General features: G+C 60.9%; 1 protein-coding gene (running past one end of the window). It reads right to left on the bottom strand.

The genetic code is table 11. The features are described from left to right. Positions 1-103 precede the first annotated feature (103 nt). Positions 104-23,750, bottom strand: the 3' portion of a protein-coding gene (locus DVJ77_RS00320; RefSeq protein ID WP_114843491.1) for a tandem-95 repeat protein. Its footprint extends 16,076 nt past the window's final position; only the last 23,647 of its 39,723 coding nucleotides appear in the window; its start codon lies off the right edge, out of view — the gene reads right to left on this strand; it ends in the stop codon at positions 104-106.

Here is a 23,750-nt window from a genome sequence, read left to right as displayed (position 1 = left end):
AAGATTCCTTGGTTAGTCGGGCATATGGCACAAGTCACTCCCTGCATCGGATGGACGCAAAGAAGCCCCCGCTCCAGCAAGGGGCTTCTCCATGGCGGCCAGTTCAGTTCGGTCGTTTCACCACCAGACCACTCTGCTTAGCCAAATCAGCCGAACTCAACAGCGGCTCGTCCAGTAGTGCATTCCACCAGCTTCCGCCGATAGGTTCTGCCCGGCCGATTCCATTATCGCCATGCGAGCTCCAATCCAGAACCGGCATATCGTCCTTCTTCGGTTTGCCGCCCTGATTGATGACGATATAGCCGTAGTCAGGCTTGTTATAGCTGGTGGACCTTGCGCCCGACACCACCATCACGCTGGCTTCATTCCAGCAATCGTCGTCTTCGACCACCTTCAAGGTGATGGTGGCGGTGGCACTGAGCTTGCCGTCGCTTACCGTGTAAGTGAAGGTATCGATGCCGGTGAAGCCAGGCTTCGGCCGATAGATATAGTCGCCGTCACGACTACGGGTGAGCGTGCCTTGACCCGGCTTGCCCAGGCTGAGTGTGAGGCAATGGCCGTCGTCGTCATTGACCAGATCATCGAAGTCGATGCGCACACGGCCATCGCGCTCAACCTGGAAGCTGGCATTGCATGCCGTGGGCGGCTGGCTTACCGGGGTAACCGTGATGCATACCATCGCCACGTTCGACTCCAGTTGGCCATCGCTGGCGCGATAGCTGAAGCCGTCGGTGCCGTACCAGTTCTTGTCCGGCGTGTAGGTGTAGCTGCCGTCGGCATTGAGATGCAGGGTGCCGTGGCAGGGACCGCAGACGATGCGTGCCTTGAGCGCGTCGCCGTCGGGATCGCTGTCGTTGGCGAGCAGATCCACCCGCACAGCGGTGTTCTCCGCCGTGGTTGCCTTGTCATCGTGCGCTACCGGCGGACGATCGGGCGCCAGCACAGTCAGCGTGACGACGGCTGGTTTTGAATCGACCTCGCCGTCGTTCGCTACATAGGTGAACGTATCGGTGCCCACGAAACCGGCTACGGCGGTGTAACTCAGGCTGCCGTCGTCATTCTGGGTGACCTTGCCATGTTTCGGCCCGGTGACCACCCGTGCGCTGAATTCGTCGTCGTCCTCTTCATCGTGAGTATCGTTACTGAGCACATCGAGGCGTGTGGTCTGGCCGGCATGCACGGTAAAGGCATCGTCGTTGGCGACGGGTGGCTGTTCCACGTAAGCCACGCGGATCCACACCATGGCCGGATTGGAGTCGAATTGACCGTCGTTGGCTACATAGGTAAAGCCGTCCAAACCGTACCAGTTCGCATTGGGCGTATAGGTGTAAGTGCCATCGGCGTTGAGCGACAGGCTGCCATGCTGGGGGCCGCAGAGTACGCGCGTATGCAGCACGTCGCCGTTCGGATCCCAATCATTGGCCAGCGGATCGATCTTCACCGCGGCGTTCTCGTTAGTGCGGGCGAAATCATCGAAGGCGATCGGCGGCAGGTTCGGGCCAAGCACGGTGATGGTCACCGTGGCGAGGTTGGAATCGACCTTGCCGTCGTTGTCGACGTAGGTGAACGTGTCGGTGCCGATATAGCCGCACGACGCGGTATAGCTGAAGCTGCCATCGGCGTTGTGGGTCACCGTACCGTGCTTGGCCTTATCGACCAGGCGGGTGGTGAGCTTGTCGCCGTCGGCATCGCTGTCGTTCGCCAGCACATTGATGATGGCGGTCTGGTTGTTGTGGATGGATGCGCTGTCGTTGACCGCGACCGGCGCATGATTAACCGCTGCGATAATCAAACGCACCGTGGCGACATTCGACAGCGATTTGCCGTCGCTGGCCTGGTAGGTGAGGGTATCGGTACCGTTCCAACTGCTGTCCGAGGTATAGCTGAGACTGCCATCGGCATTGCGGCTTAGCACACCATGGCTGGGGCCGCTGACCAGCACCAGCGACAACGGATCGCCATCGGCGTCGGTGTCGTTGGTAAGCGGATTGAAACTCAACGGAATGCCTTGCTTGCCGTTGAACACATCGTCATTGGCAACCGGCGGATGGTTGGTAGCCTTGACCGTGATGGTCACCGAAGCCACCGCTGAATCGAGCTGACCGTCGTTGGCGACATAGCTGAAGCTGTCGGTGCCGCTGAAGGCTGCTGTCGGCGTGTAGGTCAGTGTGCCATCGGCATTTACGCTCACCACACCGTTTGCCGGCTGGCTGATGATGCGGGCCGTGAGGCCGGCATTCGCCGCGCGGCCCGAGCCGGCATTCAGGCCCGTGCTGTTGTCGATGTCCGAATCGTTCGCCAGCACGTTAATCACCACCGGCTTGCCTTGATCGGTGGCCGCCGTATCGTTGACCGCGACCGGCGCGTGATTCACCTGGGTGATGGTCAATACGATCGTAGCGACGTTGGAGTCGACCGTGCCGTCGTTGATCTTGTAGGTGAAGCTGTCGCCACCGGCGAAATACGTCGTCGGTGTGTAGGTGAAACTGCCATCGGCATTGCGCACCAGATTGCCGTGCGCCGGGCCGCTGACGATCGCGACGGAGAGCGGATCGCCATCGACATCGTGTGCATCGAGGCGCGGATCGACGACCAGTGAGCCATCTTCGGGAAGGCTGGCATTGGCGTCCTGCGCCACCGGCGCATGATTCACCGGCGTCACGGTCAGGTTCACCGTGGCGATGTTCGAGTCGACGGTGCCGTCGTTGACCTTGTAGCTGAAGCTGTCCATGCCACGGTAAAGCGCGTTGGGCAGATAGGTGTAGCTGCCATCGGCGTTTTGTTTCAGGGTGCCGTGGAGTGGGCCGCTGACGATGATGGTGCTGAGCGGATCGCCGTCCACATCGTTGGCACTCTGGCGTAGATCCACTGCGACCGAACCCTCTTCGGCGACGCTGAGGGCGACATTCTGCGCGGTAGGTGCGTGGTTGATCGGAGTCACCGTCAAGGTGACGGTGGCCATATTGGAGTCGACGGTGCCGTCGTTGACCTTGTAAGTGAAGCTATCCGTACCGCGATACAGCGCATTGGGCGCATAGCTGTAACTGCCGTCGGCGTTGCGCGTCAGCGTGCCGTGCAGCGGTCCGTTCACGATCACTGTGGTCAAGGCATCGCCATCGGGATCGCTGGCATGCGTGCGCGGATCGAGCAGCAGGGTGCCTTCCTCGGCGACGGTCGCTGCCAGATCGTTGGCGACAGGCGGATGGTTCACCGGGGCCATGTGGATGGTGACGGTGGCGATACCGGAGTTCAGCGAACCATCGTTCAATTGATAGCTGAAGCTGTCGTCGCCGCGATACAACGCGTTAGGCGTATAGGTAAAGCTGCCGTCGGCATTGAAGCTCAGCGCTCCGTGCTGCGGACCGTTGACGACGCTGGCCTTGAGCGGGTCGCCATCGACATCGGTGCCGTAGTCGGTCAGGCGGCCATTGATCGCTTGCTCTTCCAGTGTTTGCAGGCTGGCGTCATGAGCGACCGGCGCGTGGTTCACATGCGTCACGGTGAGGCTTACCGTGGCCGCGCCGGAATCCACCGTGCCGTCGTTGGCGACGTAGCTGAAGCTGTCGCTGCCGTAGAACAGCGGACCGGGCACGTAAGTGAAGGTGCCATCGGTGTTCTGCGTGAGCGTGCCGTGCTGCGGCGCACTGACGATGCGGATACTCAGCGGATCACCATCGACATCGGCGGTTTGCGCATGCAGGTCGATCACGGCATTGCCGTCCTCGGCCAGGGTCACGGCCAGATTCGCCGCGGTGGGTGCGTGATTCACATGCATCACGGTGAGGCTCACCGTAGCCGCCGCGGAATCCACGATGCCATCGTTGGCGACATAGCTGAAGCTGTCGCTGCCGTAGAACAACGGGCCGGGCACGTAGGTGAAAGTGCCGTCCGCGTTCAGGGTCAAGCTGCCATGCAGCGGCGCGCTGACGATGCGGATACTCAACGGATCTTTGTCGACATCGGCGATCTGCGGACGCAGATCCATCACGGCGTTGCCATCTTCGGCCAGCGTCACCGACATATTCGCCGCGGTGGGTGCGTGGTTCACGTGAGTCACGGTGAGGCTTACCGTGGCTGGCGCGGAATCCACGGTGCCGTCGTTGGCGACGTAGCTGAAGCTGTCGCTGCCGTAGAACAGCGGACCGGGCACGTAAGTGAAGGTGCCATCGGTGTTCTGCGTGAGCGTGCCGTGCTGCGGCGCATTGACGATGCGGATGCTTAGCGGATCACCATCGACATCGGCGGTTTGCGCATGCAGGTCGATCACGGCATTGCCGTCCTCGGCCAGGGTCACTGCAAGATTCGCCGCGGTAGGTGCGTGATTCACATGCATCACGGTGAGGCTCACTGTAGCCGCCGCGGAATCCACGATGCCATCGTTGGCGACATAGCTGAAACTGTCGCTGCCATAGAACAACGGGCCGGGCACGTAGGTGAAAGTGCCGTCCGCGTTCAGGGTCAAGCTGCCGTGCAGCGGCGCGCTGACGATGCGGATACTCAACGGATCTTTGTCGACATCGGCGATCTGCGGACGCAGATCCATCACGACATTGCCGTCTTCGGCCAGCGTCACCGACATATTCGCCGCGGTGGGTGCGTGGTTCACGTGAGTCACGGTGAGGCTCACCGTGGCTGCCGCGGAATCCACCGTGCCATCGTTGGCGACGTAGCTGAAGCTGTCGTTGCCGTAGAACAGCGGGCCAGGCACGTAGATAAAGGTGCCATCGGCGTTCTGGCTCAAGGTGCCGTGCAGCGGCGCATTGACGATGCGGAAGCTCAAGGCATCGCCATCGACATCCGCGCTCAACGGGCGTAGGTCGACCATGGCGCTGCCATCTTCGGCCAAGGTCATCGACACATCGTGGGTCGTCGGCGCGTGATTCACGTGGGTCACGGTCAGATTCACCGTGGCCACATTGGATTGCGCCTTACCGTTGTCGAGGTCGTAGCTGAAGCTGTCGCTGCCGTAGTAGAGCGCATTCGGCGTGTAGTTGAAGCTGCCATCCGGGTTGAAGCTCAGCGTGCCGTGCGTCGGCCCGGTGACCACGACTGGCGTATAGCCGATGGCGTTGACGTCGTTGCTCAGCACATCGACGTGAGTGACGCCGTCTTCAAGACCGGTCGTCGTGTCGTTAACTGCCTGCGGCAGACCCATCAGCGCCACATCGCTGACGCTGACATGACTGCCGCTTGGACCGAAGCCGATCAGGTCGAACGATAAATTCACTGCCGTGCCGGCCGCGATACCGCGCAAATCGACCAGATAGGTGCGGCTGCCATCGGGGTTGGTCACAAAGCTCACGCCTTGCGCCACCGACGAGGTCCCATCGCCCTGCAGGTTGAGCAGTGCGTCGGTGAGGCTCAGCCCGATCGCGCCACCCAGCGAGGCGCCGGTGCCGGCATCGAGCAGGGCTGCCTGGAAGGCGTCCTCGGGCATATCGCCGGGGTTCTGCAGCGCTACGCCACTGACGGTGAAGCGGAGGAAGTTGTCTTGCGCGCCGACGACGAAGACCTGGTTGAGGCGGGTTTGGCTGTTGCTGGTTTCGTTGAGGGTCGCACTAGCATTGCCGAAGCTCACGCTACCTTGTGTCGTCCAACTTGTTACACCATTGAGCTGCCCGTTCTGCAAGGTTGGGTTGGCGGCGGTTTCGTAGCTCTGCGTGCCGCCTCCGGTTACCGCGGTTGTCGGCGGAGCCGTAGTGCCCACAACAGCACCGGCCGTTACCGGTAATCCTTGAGGGCTGGTGGAGGCAGGAGCTGTGACGCCGTTGTTTTTCAGTTGGCTGATAAGTTGGCGCATCAGCGTCAGTTCGGCCGGCGTCGGTAGACGGCGCACGCCTGCGGTGAGCGTTGCGCCCATGAAGTCGCGATCGTCCAGCGTGTGCTCGAAGCCAAGCGCATGGCCGTACTCATGCAGCAGTACGCTGAGTAAATCCATCTTTCCTGCGGCATCACTACCCGGCCTGGCTATCCAGACGGTCGGGTCTGCGGTGGGTAAGAACTCCGCGTTGTCGTCCGGTGTTTGGTCCACGAACCAGCCATGCCCAGCGGCATTGGAATCCAATGCAATACGCGCATCCATGCCTTCACCGGTGGTTTCGCCGATGGCACCGGCAGCGAGCGGCACGAACGATCCGACCGCAGCACCGGCTTGCACGATCACCGCATCCAGTCCGGTGCCGTTGCTTGCCGCCACGTTCCATAGCGAACTGGCTGTTTCGAAGCTGGTTGCTTGGCTTGGCGTCGCCGGCGCGTCTGCGCCGACGTTGTTGCCGCCATCGCTAAGTTTGCTGGGGCCAATCGGCACTGGTGCCGTGGTTGGGCGACGCAGGGTGATACCGAACTGGTTTTGGTAATCCTGAGCGCTGGTGGTTTTGATGCCTAGCCGCGAAAGCACATCTTGCATACTTTCGAATGGATTGCCGACTTTGTCGGCGGGGGTGCCGGTTTTGAAGATCGCGTTCCAGGCCACCTTGTAGGCATTTTCGCGTTCGGTTTCACCGGTCTGGCCGCCATTGACCGATTGCGTGATCCTTTTGAATCGAAGCAAGTCTTGTCCTGCCGTATCGGACAGTGCCGTGCCGATATTGTTGGCTTCCGTATTGAGCGAATTGCCGCTGTCGGGCGAGGGAGTCCTGCCATCGGGCTCCAATACAATCGTTTTCTGGTTCCAGAACCATGCGGCGGACAAGGTCGAAAGCAACCTGCCGGTATCGGTGTTTGTAAAGACCTGATCGGGGTCGGTGGCAAGAAAACCGCTAGGATCCAGAGTCGGGTAGTTGGCGTGAATGTAATTGGCGAAGCGCACCGTCAAGGTTCGGCCGGTGAGCTGAATCAAGCCGTGGCCTCTGAACAACCAGCCATCGCGGGTAGTGTGATCTCCGTTGCCATTGGTTTTGGCACCGATGTCGCTGGAATAGACGCGGTTTGCCAATAGCTCCTGCACCGCGTCGGTAAAGCCACCTTCTGCAGCAACCGCTGGGGTGATTACCGCTGCATAGAAGTCTCTGGCATTTAAAATGCGCGCCTGTAACTTGAGTTCATTTATTTGAGCTCTGGTGCTGCCCGCCGGGATAACCGCCACATGCGGATTATCGGTGTCATTCGGACCCTTGTTGGTAAAGCCGGAGACAAATATAGCCGCGGCGCGTTCCGGGGTGCTGTAGATCAGGCTTTCCTTGATCTTGCTCATGCCGCCCGATTCGATCTTCACCTGGGCCAGGAACGCGGCAATTTCGCTCGGGGTGACAATGTTGAATTGCGTCATCGCCGTTTGCAGCGGCTCGACCCACGAAGCCATATTGGGCGTGCCCATGATCGCGTCCAAGGTGTCCTTGGTCAGTTTGAAGCCGGCGCCTGCCGCGCCGCCACCGAGCTTCACCTTGTCCTTGTCGATCAGGCCACTCGCTTGTTGCCCTGTGCCGAACAAAGCTTTACGGATGGTATCGGCATCGGCCGTGTGCGATGGGTCAAGCGGTAACTCCTCCCACGAACCGTTCGGGGTGCTGCTGGTATCGCTCTGTGTCGCGGTATAGAACGACAGAAAATCACGCAGTGCGTCGCGTTGATTATTCAAGCCGCGGCTGTTGCTGTCGGTGTTTCCGGTAGTGTTGGCTACGTTTGGATTGAACAGCAGGCTGGACAGATTGACCGCGTTGTCGTAGCTCCAGACTTTGTCCTTGTAAGCCTGGATATTGTCGGCGCCGGTGACGACGGTGGGATGATCGGTTCCGGTCGGTGCTGCGCCTACGCCAAGAATCTTGTCCTTGCCATCCACTCGGGTCTGATTGTCGGTGGAGACATAGAGCGGATCGATCGCCAGGTTCAGCGACATGCCAAGAGCGAACTTGGCGCCCTTGCTTTGGCCGTTGGCATCGTCTGCACCATTGAACAGCAACTGGTTGGTTTGTGACGCCACCATGGCATTGGCCGCGGCGCGCATCAGGTCGAACGTCCAACTGGTGCCGAATACCGCACCGGTGGCCAGCGATGTTTGCAGGTTTTTCCAATGCGCACCCAGACGATCATTGGTCGACATATAGACATCGTTGCCGTTGGCGTCCTTGCCTTTATCGAAGAACTGCATCCAGTGCGGCGCGTTGTAGGCGTTGAGCCACGCCAGATTGGTGGAGTTGGCAACAATGGAGGCCGAGGTATAGGCACCAAAAGTCGTGGTGGTGCCGCCGTAGTTGACGATCTTTTCGAACAACTGCAAGGCCCGACCTTCGGCTTCGCCGAATTTTTCGCCCACTTTGAATTCCGCCGGCGCACCCGCGCTTGCTGCAGCCATCTCCATCGCTGGAAAGCCGAGATATTTAAGCCGTTGTTCGACGCGCCAGACATCGAGTGCCTGCGCATCCGTCGTCATGTCGTCGCCGGTTTTCAGATCACCCGACAGTTGGAAGCTGTTGTAGCCCGGGTTATCGAGGTTACGGTCACCGATAAATGTCGTGGTACCCGCGCCCGGCGCGTCGCTTGCTTTGACGGTCAGAGTGATCTTGCCATCGCCTTGGGTAATGCCCGCGACATCTTTTTTCAGGTGATAGGTAAGAAAGAAATCAGAGGTCTTGGGCGGCAAACCTTTGCCTAGCCGTAGATCGGCTTCATCTGCTTTAGAGATATTCGGCGTGACATAGAACGTACCGTTCGTGGCGAAACCATCGGTGCCGGTACTGACGACACTCTTGTCGGTGCCGCGTGTCACCAAGGTCATGCCACGGGTTTCTTGGGTGGCGTCGCCGGTGAATTTATCCACTTGTCCGCTGACGAAACTGAATTGGTCCAGATTGGCCATCAATTCGTCGATTTGCGCTTGCTTGCCGGCAATTAGCTGTTTCTGCGCATCGGTCAACGGCCCGCTGGGCGAGGGCAGGCCAAGCAATTGGTAAGCGACCAGTTTTTTCAGATCGACGGTGATGACATCGCCCATGCGACCGTTATCGACTGAAACCGCCACGTCGGCGGGATCGAAGGTCGTGCTTGCAGGAGCCGCGACCGCGCCGCCGGTGGGAGAGGGAATCAATTGCTCGGCATTGGTCGGCAACACTATATGTTTGGATAGACGATCTTGCTCGTCCATAGCCAGTGCGGCCTGGATCAACGCTTTCACATCCCAGGCGTGGTTCTGATTGGGATTTTGCTGACTCTGGAAGAGATCGGTGCCGAAGCCGCCTTTTAGTTGCCCCAGCAGCACGAGACCGTCCTCGGAAACGCTTAGGTTGACGATTCCGTAACCATCCAGCGGCAGGGTGGCACCGAGGTATTGCGGTGTTCCGTTCAAACCGAAGGGGTCTTTGACGATACCGAGTTTGCCGCCAACGGCGACTTTTCTGGCGCTGGCGCTACCGCCTACCGCGATCGGCGGACCGAACGGCGAGTAGATGAAATCCGGTACTTCGAACATCGCCTTCCAGTACGGATCATTGAAGTTGTAGTTATCGTCGGCAACGATGGCGTACTCCACACCATCCTGTTCAACCAGCACAGCGCTCTGCGCGCGCTGAATATCCAGACGATCGATGCGAATGGCGCTGTCGGGCTGTGACATGGTGATCGCATTCATCACGGCACTGGTGATGGCGCCCTTGGCATCGCGAGTCAGTACCAGGGTCGATAGTCCACGGTTGTAATCGGCGACATCGGTTACCAGGAAACGATCCGGATCCTTCGTCGCGCTGATGATTTGCGGCGCCTTGCCGCTTAAACCGTCGTCGGGTAGCTGCGCGATCACCGGTGGGTTGATCTTGCCGGTACGGAAGTTGAGCGTGGCAAGGTCGAATACAAACACATTGCCGCGCTTATTGCGGTCGCCCAGCATGACGCTGTTTGGGTTTTGCGGTACGGCGACGACCAAGGTCCTGCCGTCGGGACCTATGGTCATTCCGCTCACACCAAGCGGTGAATTTTCGATGCCGGTGCCCTGAATCGAAACGGCCTGGTTGTAGGTGGAGCTGCCGGGGTCGATATCCATGACGCGTAGCTGATTGTTGGCGGCACCGCTGCCGTAGCTTTGTCCCTCGCCGATAAATAGCAGGTCGCCAACGGAGACGAGACTGGTAATGTTTTTACCGGCGGGAATGGTGACGGTGCTAATCAGTTTGAAGGTCACCATGTCGATGACATACAGGACCCCTTTGCCGCCGACATAGCAGCGGGAGAGGTCACCTGAGAACGCCACGTCCTGCACCTTATTACCGGTGAGGTAGGTACCGCCGAAATCGTTAGGCGTGCCGAGTAGATCGAGCAGGCTTACCTGAGCAACCACCGATTGATCGTGTTCGCGAACAAATTGCACCCCGGTACGGGTGAGTACCGCGGCCATACCCGATTGCGGCGCAATACTCAGGATGCTGCCACCGAATTCCAGCGGCGCGCTGTCGGACATATTGCCCGAGCCGGTCAACACCTGAGTCGATATTTTCCGCACCAATTGCCAACGGACGCTGCCCACGGCTAGGTCCGCCGGTGGCGTAATAGTGATCTGTCCGCTGACGGTACCAGCAAGGGTTTGCACATCGCGGTGCGAGCCATCGGTGAAGATCGCACGCAACACGACCGTGCCGGCGAACGCACCTGGATTGGGATTGTCAACTGTAAAGTTGAGCACGCCCTGCGAGATGTCGGCGCTGGCACTAGTGAGGTTGGGAATGACCAGGTTGCCGTAAGGCGTAGTCACCGCCGGCAGCGCGGCACTTACGTTGAGATGGTAAATATCGCCTGGTGCTACCTGCGGCAAGGTGATGTCGGCGAACTGCGGCACGCCAAAGTGATAGCTGCCCGCAGTGATACCCGTCGCCGCACTGGCGATGATGCCGATCATGTCCGAGTAAATATCGGCGCCGACAAGGCCACCGGCAAGGCTGATGCCCAGGCCGCCGAACGACGCCCAGTCACCGGCGCCGATACCAAGATCGAAGCTGCTGCCGATGACTCCGGGGAGACGGCGGCAAACCATGTACTGACCCGAGCTATCCAGGCCGCTATAGGGCGGGCTTGCGGTACGAGCGACACCATCGGCGCCGACGAAACCATTGTCGACCAGCCACCAGGTGTCTTTGTATGTGCCATCGGCGGTCAGCACGGTTCCCTTGCGGAAGAACACCACCTCATCGCCGGGTTGTGCCGTGGCAGATGCCTGTACCGGAATGGCCAATTGCAGCGGATAGGTGCTGGTGGCACCGCTCATATCGAGCGTGAATGCTCCCACGGCTTGCAGCACATTCGGTGCGGGAGCCGGCATCGGCAGGCTGGCCAGATCGATGCGGTGAATCGATACCGCTGTATCGGCGGCAAGTGCGCCGGCGCCGATCATCACCGTTTCGCCGGTGGCCGAACTGACGATACCGCCCTGGTCTTTATTGACTTCGATTTGCTGGTCGGTGGTTTGCGCCGCCTCGATGTGTAGCGTGACATCGGCTTGACCAATGCGCTGCGCGACGACGTTACCGCTGCCGTCATCGGCAAGGCTGCTGCCCAGATACACCACGGTGATGGTGACTACACCGGTGCGATGCGCGGTAATCAAGCCGGTGCTGCTGACGCTGGCGATGCTATCGTCGCTGGACAGGTAAATCGTGCCGCTGGTTGGCGTCGGATGCACCTGGCTTATATCGGTTTGTACGCCGGTAATCGGCTCGACCAGATGCACTTTGAGCTGCCGTGTGCCATCGGGTGTCAACGACAACGTATTCGGATAGACGTCGGGCTGAACCAGGAGAGTGCCGGTGTCGGCGGTATCCGATGCCAGGGTTATGTTGAACGCCTGCACCGCGCGCACCACATGCCCATCGACATCGGTATGAGTGGCGATGAGCAGGGCAGGGCCGGTTGCGCTGCAAAGGATCAGGCCACGACTATTGTTCACGCTAGCCGGTGCAGCCCCGACCATGCCCATGCCGCTGAGATCGGCCATGGACAGGTTGAGGTAGGCCGGATCGGCGCTGACATCCACACCAAGCTGATCTTCGAAGTCCACTGTGGCCTTCACTTGCATCGCCTGACCTGGGCCAGGGTTGGGTAAGGGCTGCAAGTGAATGCCGGTGAGCTTGGCCGCACTCACGGTGATGTTCAGTTGAATTGGCGCGCTGGAGCTGTAGCCATCGTCGGCACTGACGAAGATGCTCGCCACACCGCTATAGCCGGGCTCTGGGGTGAAGATCACCGAGAGGCCGTCGCTGCTGAGTTTGGCCGTACCGTGGGTGGTGTTGAGCACGCGCCAGAACAGCGCATCGCCCTCGTAGTCCTGCGCGATCGATGCCAGTGCAATGCTGGTGCCGAGATCGGTATGGGTAAGCACTGCAGGCAATGTAGCGGCCTGGATCGGCGCAAGGTTGGCACGCCAACCGTAGTTGGCATACAGAATCTGCCGATCGCTTTGATCGACCACGCCGTCGCCATTGAGATCGCCGGCGAGATTGCCGCTGGCGGCATCCTGTGCCCATGCCGCGCTGTCGCTGCCGTCGATGCGACCGTCGTGGTTGAGGTCGCCTGCAATGGATACGCTGATCGTCGCGTTACCGCTGCCAGTGATGCGAATCAGCTTGAGCCCTGCCGCCGTCACCCGCACCAGTACCGTTCGCATACCGTTGTGCAGCGTGCTGCCGAGTACATCGGCGCCAATCACTTGGAGATCCGATTGCGCACTATCGAACTGTGCGCTGATCGCAACGATGATCGCGCCCGCACCACCCGGTACTTTGACGGTCGAGGCCAGTTCGCTGTCGCGTATCTGGAAGGCCAGTGTCGTGGTTTGCCCCGCTTGCAGGCTGCCACTCCATTGATTGGCTGTGCTGTTGCCAAGCCAGCTTGCTGCCGTTCCGAGGTTGGCGGTGACGGTGTCGGTATACAACTGACCGGTACCGTCATAGCCATACGGCGTACCGAGGCTGCCGCTGTCGAGCGCACGGGTGAAGATCAAACGGTTTTGTGCATCGTAACGATAAATCATGCTGCGACTATTGCCGCTGGCATCGAGTGGGCCGGTGATACGGGAGACCAGGCCCGACGCATCGCGCACGATGCTGATGCGATCGGCGAAGGTGCCGCCGACCAGTGCGATACCTGCATCGGACACCAGCCACTGCGCACCATCACTGAAACTGACACTGGTGAGCTTGCCGTTGGCATCGAGGCTGTAGTGGGTACCATCCGGGGCGGTAAGCACATAACCGCCAGGCACCCAGGGCAAGCCGGTGATCTGGCTGTATAGATGGCTGCCTTGACGCTGCAGCGTATCGCCCCCCATCGCTTGTAACTGCCAACCTTGATCGCTGCCGAAATTGGCGCGATAAACGATTGGCGCGCCTGGGCCGCCGGGCAAGGCGGTACCTATCGTGCCAAGCGTAAAGCTGAGGTTCTGGATCGGCGCATTGGCATCACCGAGGTTGCTCGGCATCCGCAACCAGACACGTGCACCTTCAGCCCAAGCCGCCGTTGCACCGCTGGCGGTGCTAGCCAGTTGATCGGTCGACAGGCCGGTGGCGAAACTGGCGACACCCCAATTGCCGAAATCGACGCCGCTGCGTCCGTCGAGTGTGCGGTTGACGGTGAAGGCATGGCCGCCAAGCTGGTAGGTGACATCGGCAACATTGTTCTGAGCAAAGCTCTTTTGCAGGGTGTCGACGATAACGCGCGCATCGATCTCGCTGGTGCGGCCACTGAGATCCCATGCGGTCAAACGCAGTTGATACACGCCATTGCGATACTGCGCCGGGTCCAGCGTGGCCAGCGCCAAGGCTTGGTTGATATTGGCCGTATCCAGGCTTTGCTCGGTCAAGCTCTGCCAGCTATCGCTGCCGGCCGCCGCGATCTGCAGGCGATAGCCCATTAATTGGAGTTCTTGCACGGTGGCTTGCAACGCGGCTGCCGTATCGACTTCGACCGGTTTGCCATTGGCAGTCGCGCCCGCTAGCGCGCCACTCCAGGCCAGTGCCGGAGCCTGTGTGTCGGCGGGATCCTTCACCCGCAACTGGCTGTCTTGCGTACGGCTGAAACCATCGGTGTCGGTTGCCGTGACACGTACATCGATCAAACCTGGCTGAGTCGATTGCAGGCGCAGGCGTCCGCTGTTATCCAACGCCACCGTCTGCCACTGGTCGCTACCGAGGGCGCTGCCGCGCACTTGCACCATCATGTTGGCGATGGCGCTGAAGCTGCTTGCGCGTACCGTGACCAACACGGTCTGGCCAGGCAGGGAAGGTGTGCTGGGCACACTATCGATCAAAATACTTGGCGCATTCGCCGCGGCATCGGCGACGACACGCACGGTAAAGGTCTGTTGCACTGTGCTCATGCCGTCGTCGACTTGGGCGGCGATGACAAAATCGCCGACCTGGCCGGGGCCGGGTATCCAATGGAGTTGATGAGCTTGGGCGTCATAGCTCGCCCCCTCCGGCAAGCCGTTAAAGCTGACTGTCAGCGCCTGGGTTTGCGCCGCGCCGTCGGGGTCATTGGCGTAGATGCCAAGACCGCTATTGGTGCCGCCGAGTTGAATCGGCAAAATCAGGCTTTGTCCGACGGTTACCGCATGGCTGCTTACTGCAACGATCGGCGCACGATTGACGTCGAACACGCGGATATGCACGGTCTGGGTCGTGGTCAGCGTGCCGTCGGTAGCATTGAAGGTAAGCGCGAAATCGCGACTGTTGGCAGTGGCGTTGTTCACCACGTCGTAGCCAGGTGTCCATTCGAAGTAGCCGGTCGCGTTATTGAACGAAATTCCCGCCGGTGTGTTGTCGTCATAGATCAAGCTGACGTGTACCGGGTCGCCGTCGGCATCGAGGCTGCGCACATTGAACGACAGCGTGCTGCCCTCGTTCACCAGTTGCAGCGGCATCGGCAGAATCACCGGGGCTTGGTCGACATTGGCCACATGCACTTCAAAGCTGCGCGTGAAGCTGGCCGCGCCATCGCTGCCGGTGATGCTGAAGCGATAGGTGCCGGGGCTGGTGCCGCCGATGTTGTCGCTCTGCGCGGCAAACATGCCAGGGGTCCAGCGCAAGGTGGCGCGGCCACCGTTGGCGGCGCTGGGCACATCCATCGTCATGCCCTGGGGCAGGCCGGTGGCGGTCCAGTTAATCAGGTCTGCCTCGGCATCGTGCGCGAACAGGTCCAGTGCCAATGGAGCACCTTCGCTGGTGTTGAGCACGACCGGTATCGATGCATCGCCGCTGTCGGTGACCGGATTGCCATTGAGCTGCACGCCGAGCAATTGCGGCGCGGTATCGGATGCGCGTACCAGGATGCGGATGGTGTGGCTGACCACGTTCGGTATCGGATTGGCCGGATTGGTATAGCCCTGATCCTGTGGCGGCAAACCGCTGTCGGTCACGGTAAGCACGATGTCGTGCGGACCGATATCGTCGGCGGTCGGCGTCCAACTGAACATGGCGTGGCCGTACTGCGTCAGCAGGTTCAGTTGCGCACCCAGCGGCAAACCGGTGGCGCTGAGATGAAGCGCATCTTGATCGGCGTCGCTTATTGTGATCGGCAGGCTGATCGGTTGACCGGCGATGGCGACGATCTGCTGCGGCAAACTGAATACCGGCGGTTCGGTGACGCTGCGCGCGGTCACTACGAAGCTCACCGATTGGGCCAGTACGCGATTGGCATCGCCGTCGCCATTGTCCCGTGCGATGAGGGTGATGGTGTAGTCGCCGCGATCGTTGTCGCCCGGCGCGAAATGAATCGTGCCGGTGACATGCCCGTTTCCGCTGGACGGATTTTGGGTATAAGTGGCAAAACGGGGCAGGCCGTTGATGTTCAGCAGGATCGGATTGCCGTCGGCATCGGTGATGTCCACAGGAATATCGAGCGTGGCCCCCTTATCGACAAACGCGTTGCTGATCGGTGCGATAACCGGCGCACGATTGCTATTGGCCACGATGATCGGGATCGTTACCTGGGTAACCGCCGGTGTGCCGGTGCCGTCGCCATCATCCGTCGCGATGACAGTGACGTGATATGTACCGGCCTGGTTGTAACCAGGGGTCCAGATAATCTGCAACGTGTCAGGGTCGAAGGTCGCACCTTGCGGCAAGCCAATGACTTGATAGGTCACCGTGGGCGCGGTGCTGCTGCCCTGATCGACCGGCTGGGCATTGGGTGACAGACGGATCTTGGGTGCAAAACCGGGATTGTCAGGGTCAAACGCGAACACACTGATCTGCAGTGGCTGGCCTTCAAGCAGGTTCCACGGGCTACCAAGATTGGCATCGAATCTAGGCGCGCCGTTGGCATTGAGCACATTCAGTTGAACGATCTGCTGCGTGCTGGTGACTACCGTTTCGCCGGTAGGCAAGGTGCACGTAGCCGTCAGCGTAACTTGCACACTGTAGTTGCCGTGCTGGTCATAGCCTGGTGTCCAGCTCAGCCAACCGGTATCGCTGTTTAGGTTCATGCCACCGGGTAACGAGGCAACCGTATAGCTCAGTTTCACCACCGAGCCATCGGCGCGCTGCAAGCCACCAGGCATGCTGCCGGATAGTTGCAAGGCAAAAGCATCGCCTTCACGCAGCGTCTGCGCATTGACAGGAGCCAGCACAGGCTTTGCCCAGGCTTGCTTGACGACGATATCAAATTGTTCACTGACCGTGCTCTTGCCATCGCTGACGGTGACGGTGACATTGCTGTAAGTGCCGGCCTGGTCGTAGGTAGGCGTCCAATTGAGCGTACCGGTGCGAGCGTCAAAGACGGCGCCGGGCGGCAGGTTACTCACGCTGAGCGTCAGTACATCGCCATCGGCATCGGCTGCGCTCAGCGGCAATGAAAGGGATTGACCTTCGTTCAGCGTCACATTGCCTTGCGCGGCCAGCGTCGGCACGTGGTTGCCATGGATCACCGGCAGATGCAGCGTGCGCATGGCGACACCGCCACGGCTATCTTGTACACGCAGCACGACCACACTGTCGGTCGAGGCGTTTGCATCGGGCGTCCAGCTCAGCGTGGCGGTGGAGTGGTAAGTGCCATCGGCAGCGGTGGTATAGCTGCTGGGCGGAGTCAAAGTGAATCCGGCGGGCGCCTGCACGACTTGCCAATAGAACAAGGTGCCGTCGCTGTCGGTGGCATCGACTTGCGCGGTCCAGTTTTGACCGACGGTCGCTGGTGCACTGAAGGTGTTGGCGTTGTAGTCGATCGTAGCGCCAACCGGATCACCGTTGCCGACGGGGTCGCCGATATTGTCGTCACTACCGCTACCGTCATCGACACTTACGGGCGCTGGTGGCACTACTAGCCCGATGGTAGGGGGCAAGTTAGCCAACGGCACCGCGTAGATGCCATGGCCGAGATTGAATTTGGCCAGATCGGCCAGGCCGCCCGGGCCACCGAAATGACTAGCCGGCACTACGCTGATGGTCTGATGGGCGAGTGTCACGCCTACAGCGAGTTTGCCGCCGAGTGCCTGCAACGCGGCAGTGAGATCGAGTACCCATAGATTGGCCTGGTCGCCCGTGCCTTGGGTGGCGCCCACGATGCTGCTGCCGAAGTACATGCCCGGATCGAGCAGCAACATCAACGGCCCGTGCAGATCGTCGGTGCCGATATTGGTCAGGCTGACGTCATAGCTGACCGCACCGGTGCTGACATCCGCACGGGTGTTGCCGAAGGTCAGATGCACCTGCGAACTCATATCGAGCAAGGCGGTGAAACCGCTCACCGTATCCTGGCCGATGCGCAGTTGCGTGCTGCTGCGCAGATTGCCGCTGATGGTCAGTTGGTAGTGGCCGGCCGGCAGGCCGTTGACGTCGAGATAGGCGGTGTGCGTCACCGCATCCCAACGCACGCTCTTGGGTGTGATCGCCGTGGCGCCGGTGTCGCTGGAGAGCAGCGTGTAGTTTTGTGCGTCGAGCACGCAGGAGGCATCGCTAAGCGCCGATTGCGCATCGCTGCCCAACCACATCGCCTGATCGAATTGCACTGCAATCTGCCCTAGCGGCAAGGGCACGAGTGCGCCGTCGGGAACGCTGGTGGCGAGTACCTTGGGAGCATGTGCCGGCGCCAGTTCATCAATGTGATTAGTCTGTGCGACCAGGATGCGGCCATCGGCGGTGGTCAGCAGCGCTTCGCCTTGGGTACCGCCGCCGGCTAGCTGTAATACGCGCCGCGACTGCAGCTCGATCATCCATACGGACGAGCCATGGGTGGTGTCGGGAACGCCGGCCACCTGCACATGCTGGGGCAAACCGCCGGAAGCGATCAGCAAGCCATCCAGCGAGGTGCCGGCTGCACCGAAGGCGATGCTGTCGACGACACCGGTCAAGCGGTATTCGAGTTCGGCCCGGCCAAGCGTGATGCCGCTCATCGGGAAGCTGACGATATCGGTAGTGCCATTCGGGTCGGCCGCGGTGATATCGCTGCCGGTCCAGCGCACGCCCCACAGACGGCCGTCTGGACCAAAGGCGAGATCACCCACGCGGGTATTGCTGAAATGCTGCCAGGCCAGATTCGGATCGGCCTGATTCGGATGAAACACTTCGATACCGCTGGCGTCGGACACAAAGATGTCGCCGGTACCTGGCTGGATCGCCAAGGCATGCGTCAGCGGTTGCTGATTCGGGCCCTGGAGGCGGCGCACGATGGCACCGCTATTGGCGTCGACCTGGAGTAGTTCGTTGCCGGTCATCACCCATAGCTGGCCAAGCGTATCGACCGCCATGTCGAGTACCGGCGAATCGAGCGTGAACAACGGCGTGGTGCTGTGGCCGCCGTCTTTGCTGTAGCGGTAAACCTCGTTGCGCTGCGCACCGGCACTGACCAGCACGCTGTGATCGGCCAGCTCCACCATCGCCATCGCGCCGATATCGGCCGCACCCGTGGCAAAGCCATCGGCGAAACCGCGCGCCGCGAACGGGGCGAGTACGTTCTTCAGATCGCCCGCGCCCACGCTGGCCACCTGGCCCGGCAATAGCTGGGTCGATTGCTGGAACAGCGGGTTGTTGGGGTACTGACGATCGACCGGTGCCTGCGGCACTGTCGCACTCTGATCCACGCCCGGTGTGACGCCAAGGCCATCGAGTACTTTTTGCCGCGCGCCGTCGTCGGGCAGCACCGCGTTGGTGACCAGGGCTGCTTCGCGGTTGCCGGCCTTGTCGGTAGCGACAGCAAGGAATTCGTAATGGCTACCGGCCTCGCCGGTGAACACCGCCTCGCTCTGGCTCGGATCGACCTGGCGCTGCCAGATCTTGAAGTCGCCGCCATTGGTGGCGACGTAGACGGTGACGAAGCGGATACCGCTGGCGTCATCCTGCGCGTTCCACTTGACGTCGAAGGTAGGCGCTCCTTGGGCGTTGTTGCCCAGCGAAGTGACTGTCACCGTGGTGGTCGGCGCCTTGCTGTCCAGGGTGGTCTTGAGGATGGAGCTGTCGATCGGCGGCGCACCGTCAAAGAAGATGCGCGCCTGGGTCTGGATATGCGCACCCGATACGGCGCCATCTGCCGCGGCCACGGTGAAGCTGACGAAGCCGCCTTGCTGCGCGGTGCTGTTCTGCAACGGCGCCAGCAGGGCACGGCTGAGGTCTTGCATGACCTCGCCGGTGGACGGATCGATGGCCTGCAGCAACCAGGTCGCGATACGTGATTCGGCATCGATACCCGCACTGACGCGCAGGATATAGCCCTTGCTGCCGCTGAAGTCGAAATCGGCCTGGAAGTTGGAGCGGTCCGCCGGCACGTGGATATTGATGTCGCCGATCTTCAAGTCGCCCAGGCGCAGCGAGCGCGGATCGAAGCTGGGATCGAGCTGGGTGACGATACGAATCTGACCGACACCTTGTTTGCCGGGGTTACCGAAGGCAAAGGTGTAGGGCAGCGGCGTTGCCGCCGGCACATAGACACTGCCGTCGGTTGCCACGGCGCTGCCTTGCGGACCTTGCACGCTGATCGCCGTATTGGCGACGCCCTTTTGTTGCGCCACCAATTGCAAATACTGCGCGAGGTTCAGGCTCTTGCCGGGCAGCGGATTGAACTGATCGTCGAGCAGGCCTTGTTGGCGCAGATACTCCAATTCGGCGCGGCCGCCGACGAAGATCTGGAAGTTTTCAAATTGCAGCGTGCGACCGGCATGTTGATCGTAGTCCGCCGGGTTAGCCAGGCTCGGCACCGGCACTTCGATGCTGTCGCCCTCGTCGGTGTGGCGCTCTTCGTAATGATCGATCGGCCCCTTGGCTGCATTGGGATCGCCCGAATAGCGCGCGGTATCGCCATACCACTGTTGCACTTTGTTGAAGAAGCCGAGGATGTCGGCCTGTGTGCGGTAATTGTCGCCGCCCTTGGACAACAGGATGCCTGCCGCCAACGTGGCATTGAGGCTGACGACTTGCGGGTTGGTGGTAATCGGCGGCGCCTGATCGGCAGGCAGCAACATGCCTGCGGTCTGCAGCGCGGCCAACCAGCCGTTGACCCATTGCGAAGCATTCGCGGCCAACACCGCCAGATTGCTCGGCGCACTGGCGTCGGCCAGTATCGCCGTGCGCAAACGCATGGCATAGGCGGTTTGTTCGGCGACGAATTCATCGCGCGTGAGTGCGGTAGCGGCGGCCACCACATTCATCTGGAACGACTCGGACAGCGCTTCGAGCTTGCTCAGCCGATCCTCGGGGTCCGGCGACAGGAATCTCGCCGTCAGCCCTGCCGAGATCTTGTCCAGGCCACTGACGCCACCGTCGAGAATGCCCTGTGCTTTCCAATCGGGATGGGTGGCGTAGAGCGCATCGCGCAGCCCGTCGAAATCCCTGTTGAGCCATGCGGTGAAACCGGGATAGGTCTGCAGACGGAAACTCATGCCGACGAAGCCATGCGCGGCGACGTCGAAGGCATAACCGGGGGCCAGGTTGTAGCCGCTGGTATTGAGCGTGCCATCCAGCGATGCCCACGGAATATCCGTACGCGATTGCGTGCTGGGCGTTTGGCCGTAGGCCTGAGTATTCGCCGGCGCAGTGCTGCTATCGCCGAATGGCGAGCCGCCGACGTTCGAGCCGAACAATGCATAAGGCAGGTTCAGCCCACCCAACAGGTACTGGTTGTAGCCCATTTCCGCCGCGCCAATGTCGAAGCGCACGTAGGGCGTGTCGACATTGGTCAGGCTTTGTAGCGAAACCGTATAAGTGGCGCTGTCGCCCGGATTGAGATTGCGCGGTCCGCCGATGCCGATGGTGACATCGTCCTGGATACCGCGCTGAACCAGATAACGATCCGCCTCGGTGACGCTTTGCCCGTTCGGGTTGATAACGCTCACGTCGTACAAGCCGAGCGGGAACGCGCGGGTATCGAAAATCGCACGGATATGCGTGGCATCGAGTACTTGCCAGCGATCTGGCTCGGCCTCGTAGACGCCTGGACGCGAGAGCTTCACGATGGCGCCGGCCTGGAAACTGGAGCCGTAAATATCCAGCGTGACCCAACGATGCGCGTCATCGCTGACGCCGCCGTTGTCCGGTGTCACCTTGGTGATCGACAGCGGCAACAGATCGGCACGCAGCGTCACCGGCACGGCGTTGCCACTGCGGGCACGCACCAGTACGTAGTAGTCGCCGGCCTGGGTGCTTGGGATCAACGCTTGCTGATTGGCGGATGACGCGTTGCTGTAAGACGCGTCGTAGGCGAACGTGGTGGGAATATCGCCATAGCGGATGTACAGCTCGTTGTCGCCGATGGCCGCGCTGGAGTCGAGCAGGACGCGCAGTGTCTGGCCAGCGGCTACAGTGATTTTGTACAACTGCACATCGCCGGCGGAGAGCACCGTTTGCAATGGGTTGGCGATACCCAGCGGCGGTACCTGGGTCTGGATGGTGGCGGCCGACGCGGTGAGATTGTTCGCTTCGCCCGGTGCCATGACCAGGCCGTTGGGGCCATAGGTAATCGCGCCCTCGAACACTTCGTTATAAAGATCCGGGCGCACGATGATGCGCCAGTTGCCGTCCTTCAGCGGCGGCAGCTTGGCGGTGAGCGTGCCGTTGTAGCTCGCGCCGCCGGCGAGATCGCCGACGTGCGCGACCTTGCCCAGCAGAATGTCGTTGATGCTCCAGGTGTTGTTCTGCGACAGATAAACCGCGTCGGTCCACTGGCCGTAGGCCGGGTTGGTGGAGTCATTGATGATGGTGTAGGTCACGGTGACCGGGTCGCCGACATTGGCATGCGGCGGCACGGTGACGTTGGTGGCCTTGAGGTCGGCCGGCGGCGGCGTCTGCACCAGCATCGGCTGCACGGCGGCGGTGGCATTGTTCTGGTCGTTGCCAAATTCCAGCACCTGACCATACGGGCCGTTGCCGAATGCGTTGGCCGGATCGGTGATGACGAAAACGTAATAAGGGCCATCCAGATCGCGCGGCGCGGTGACGGTGAAGCGGCCGTCGTAGCCAGTGCCTGCCGCAAGTCCGCCGGTGTGCGAGAGATAACCCAGATAGCGATCCTGGTTGACGTCCAGGAAGCGGTCGCGAGAAAGATAGACCAGGTCGCTCCACTGGCTTTGATCGCTGGGCGTGGCGCCGCCTGCGTTGATGACGTGATAGTCAACGGTAAAGCTTTGCCCGGCGACGACGGACACCGGCGCGGTAACCTGCGACACCTGCAAATCAGGCGGTGTGGCCAGGGTGATCGGCAAGGGGATCGAGGCAACGTTGTTGCCTTCGTTCTGGAACTCCAGCACCGCGCCGGGGCCGTCGCCCGTGACGACGTCCAGACCGCTGCGGATCGAACTGGGCTCGCTGAAGTACCAGTCCTTCACAGTCGATGTATCGGTTTTGACGATCACATGGAAGTTGCCGCTGATCGATTGCGGCAAATGGAAGGTGGCGGACTGCGTATACGACTCGCCTGCCTGCAAGAAGCGCGGATTGCCGTTGGCATCGGTCAGCGAAATCGCCTGCACCCGGCCTGGGTTGTCGTATTGCGTACCCTCGATCAGCGGATAGTCGGTGACGTCCAGCGAAGCATCGTTGGACAAATACACGCCGTCCGCCCATTGGCTGACTCGGGTGGCGCGGTTGCCGCGATTGGTCACCGTCCAGGTCAGCGTCACCAGATCGCCCGATTGCGGCTGCGGATTGGAAATGTTGATGCTGTCGATCTGCAGATCGGCTTCGCGGTAGGTGATATCCAGCGCGCCGCTGCCGATATTGTTGTTATTGAGGGCACCTTCATAAGCCGAGATGCCGTAGAAGGCGAGCTGCGAGTCATTGATGCCGCCGTTAAGGCCTTCGTCGGCCGGCCTGGGCCTGAGCGTGGGCGCCGGTGTCGCCAGGCTGTTGTTGTCATTGGCGGCGTCGGTAACCACGTAGATGTAGTAGCGGCCGTTGGTTCCAGGCGGCAACTGCACATTGGCGGTCATGGTGTAGCTGGCGCCGGCGGCCAGGCCGTTCACGTTGTAATGCGTGAACGCGCCCAGCGCGGTGGCGCGGCTCGGGATCAGCACCGGATCGGTGCTGATGTAGACCGAATCGATCCAGCCCGTCGTCCCCGGCCAAACCGTTTCGCCGCGATTGGTCACCGTCCAGGTAATCGGCGTCAGTTCGCCGGAGAAATTCTGCGGCTGGCATTGCACGGCAGTGACTTGCAGATCGGCCGGATGCGGCAGCACATTGGCGGCGACCGCATTGGTGTTGTTGGCCTTGCTGAGCTCGCGTAGCTGGTTGTACGCATCGGTTTTCACGACCACGTAGCGGCCGGTGATCGACGGCGCCAATTGCACGGTTTGATTGACGCTGTACTTCTCGCCGTTGTTGAGCGTGCGGCTTTGCGTGTAGCTGGCGATAGTCCAG

Origin of the sequence: Dyella tabacisoli (genome assembly GCF_003350925.1) — a bacterium.
GTDB lineage: Bacteria > Pseudomonadota > Gammaproteobacteria > Xanthomonadales > Rhodanobacteraceae > Dyella_C > Dyella_C tabacisoli.
Note: the sequence above shows the minus strand (reverse complement) of the source record. Positions and strands in the feature narration are given on the sequence as shown.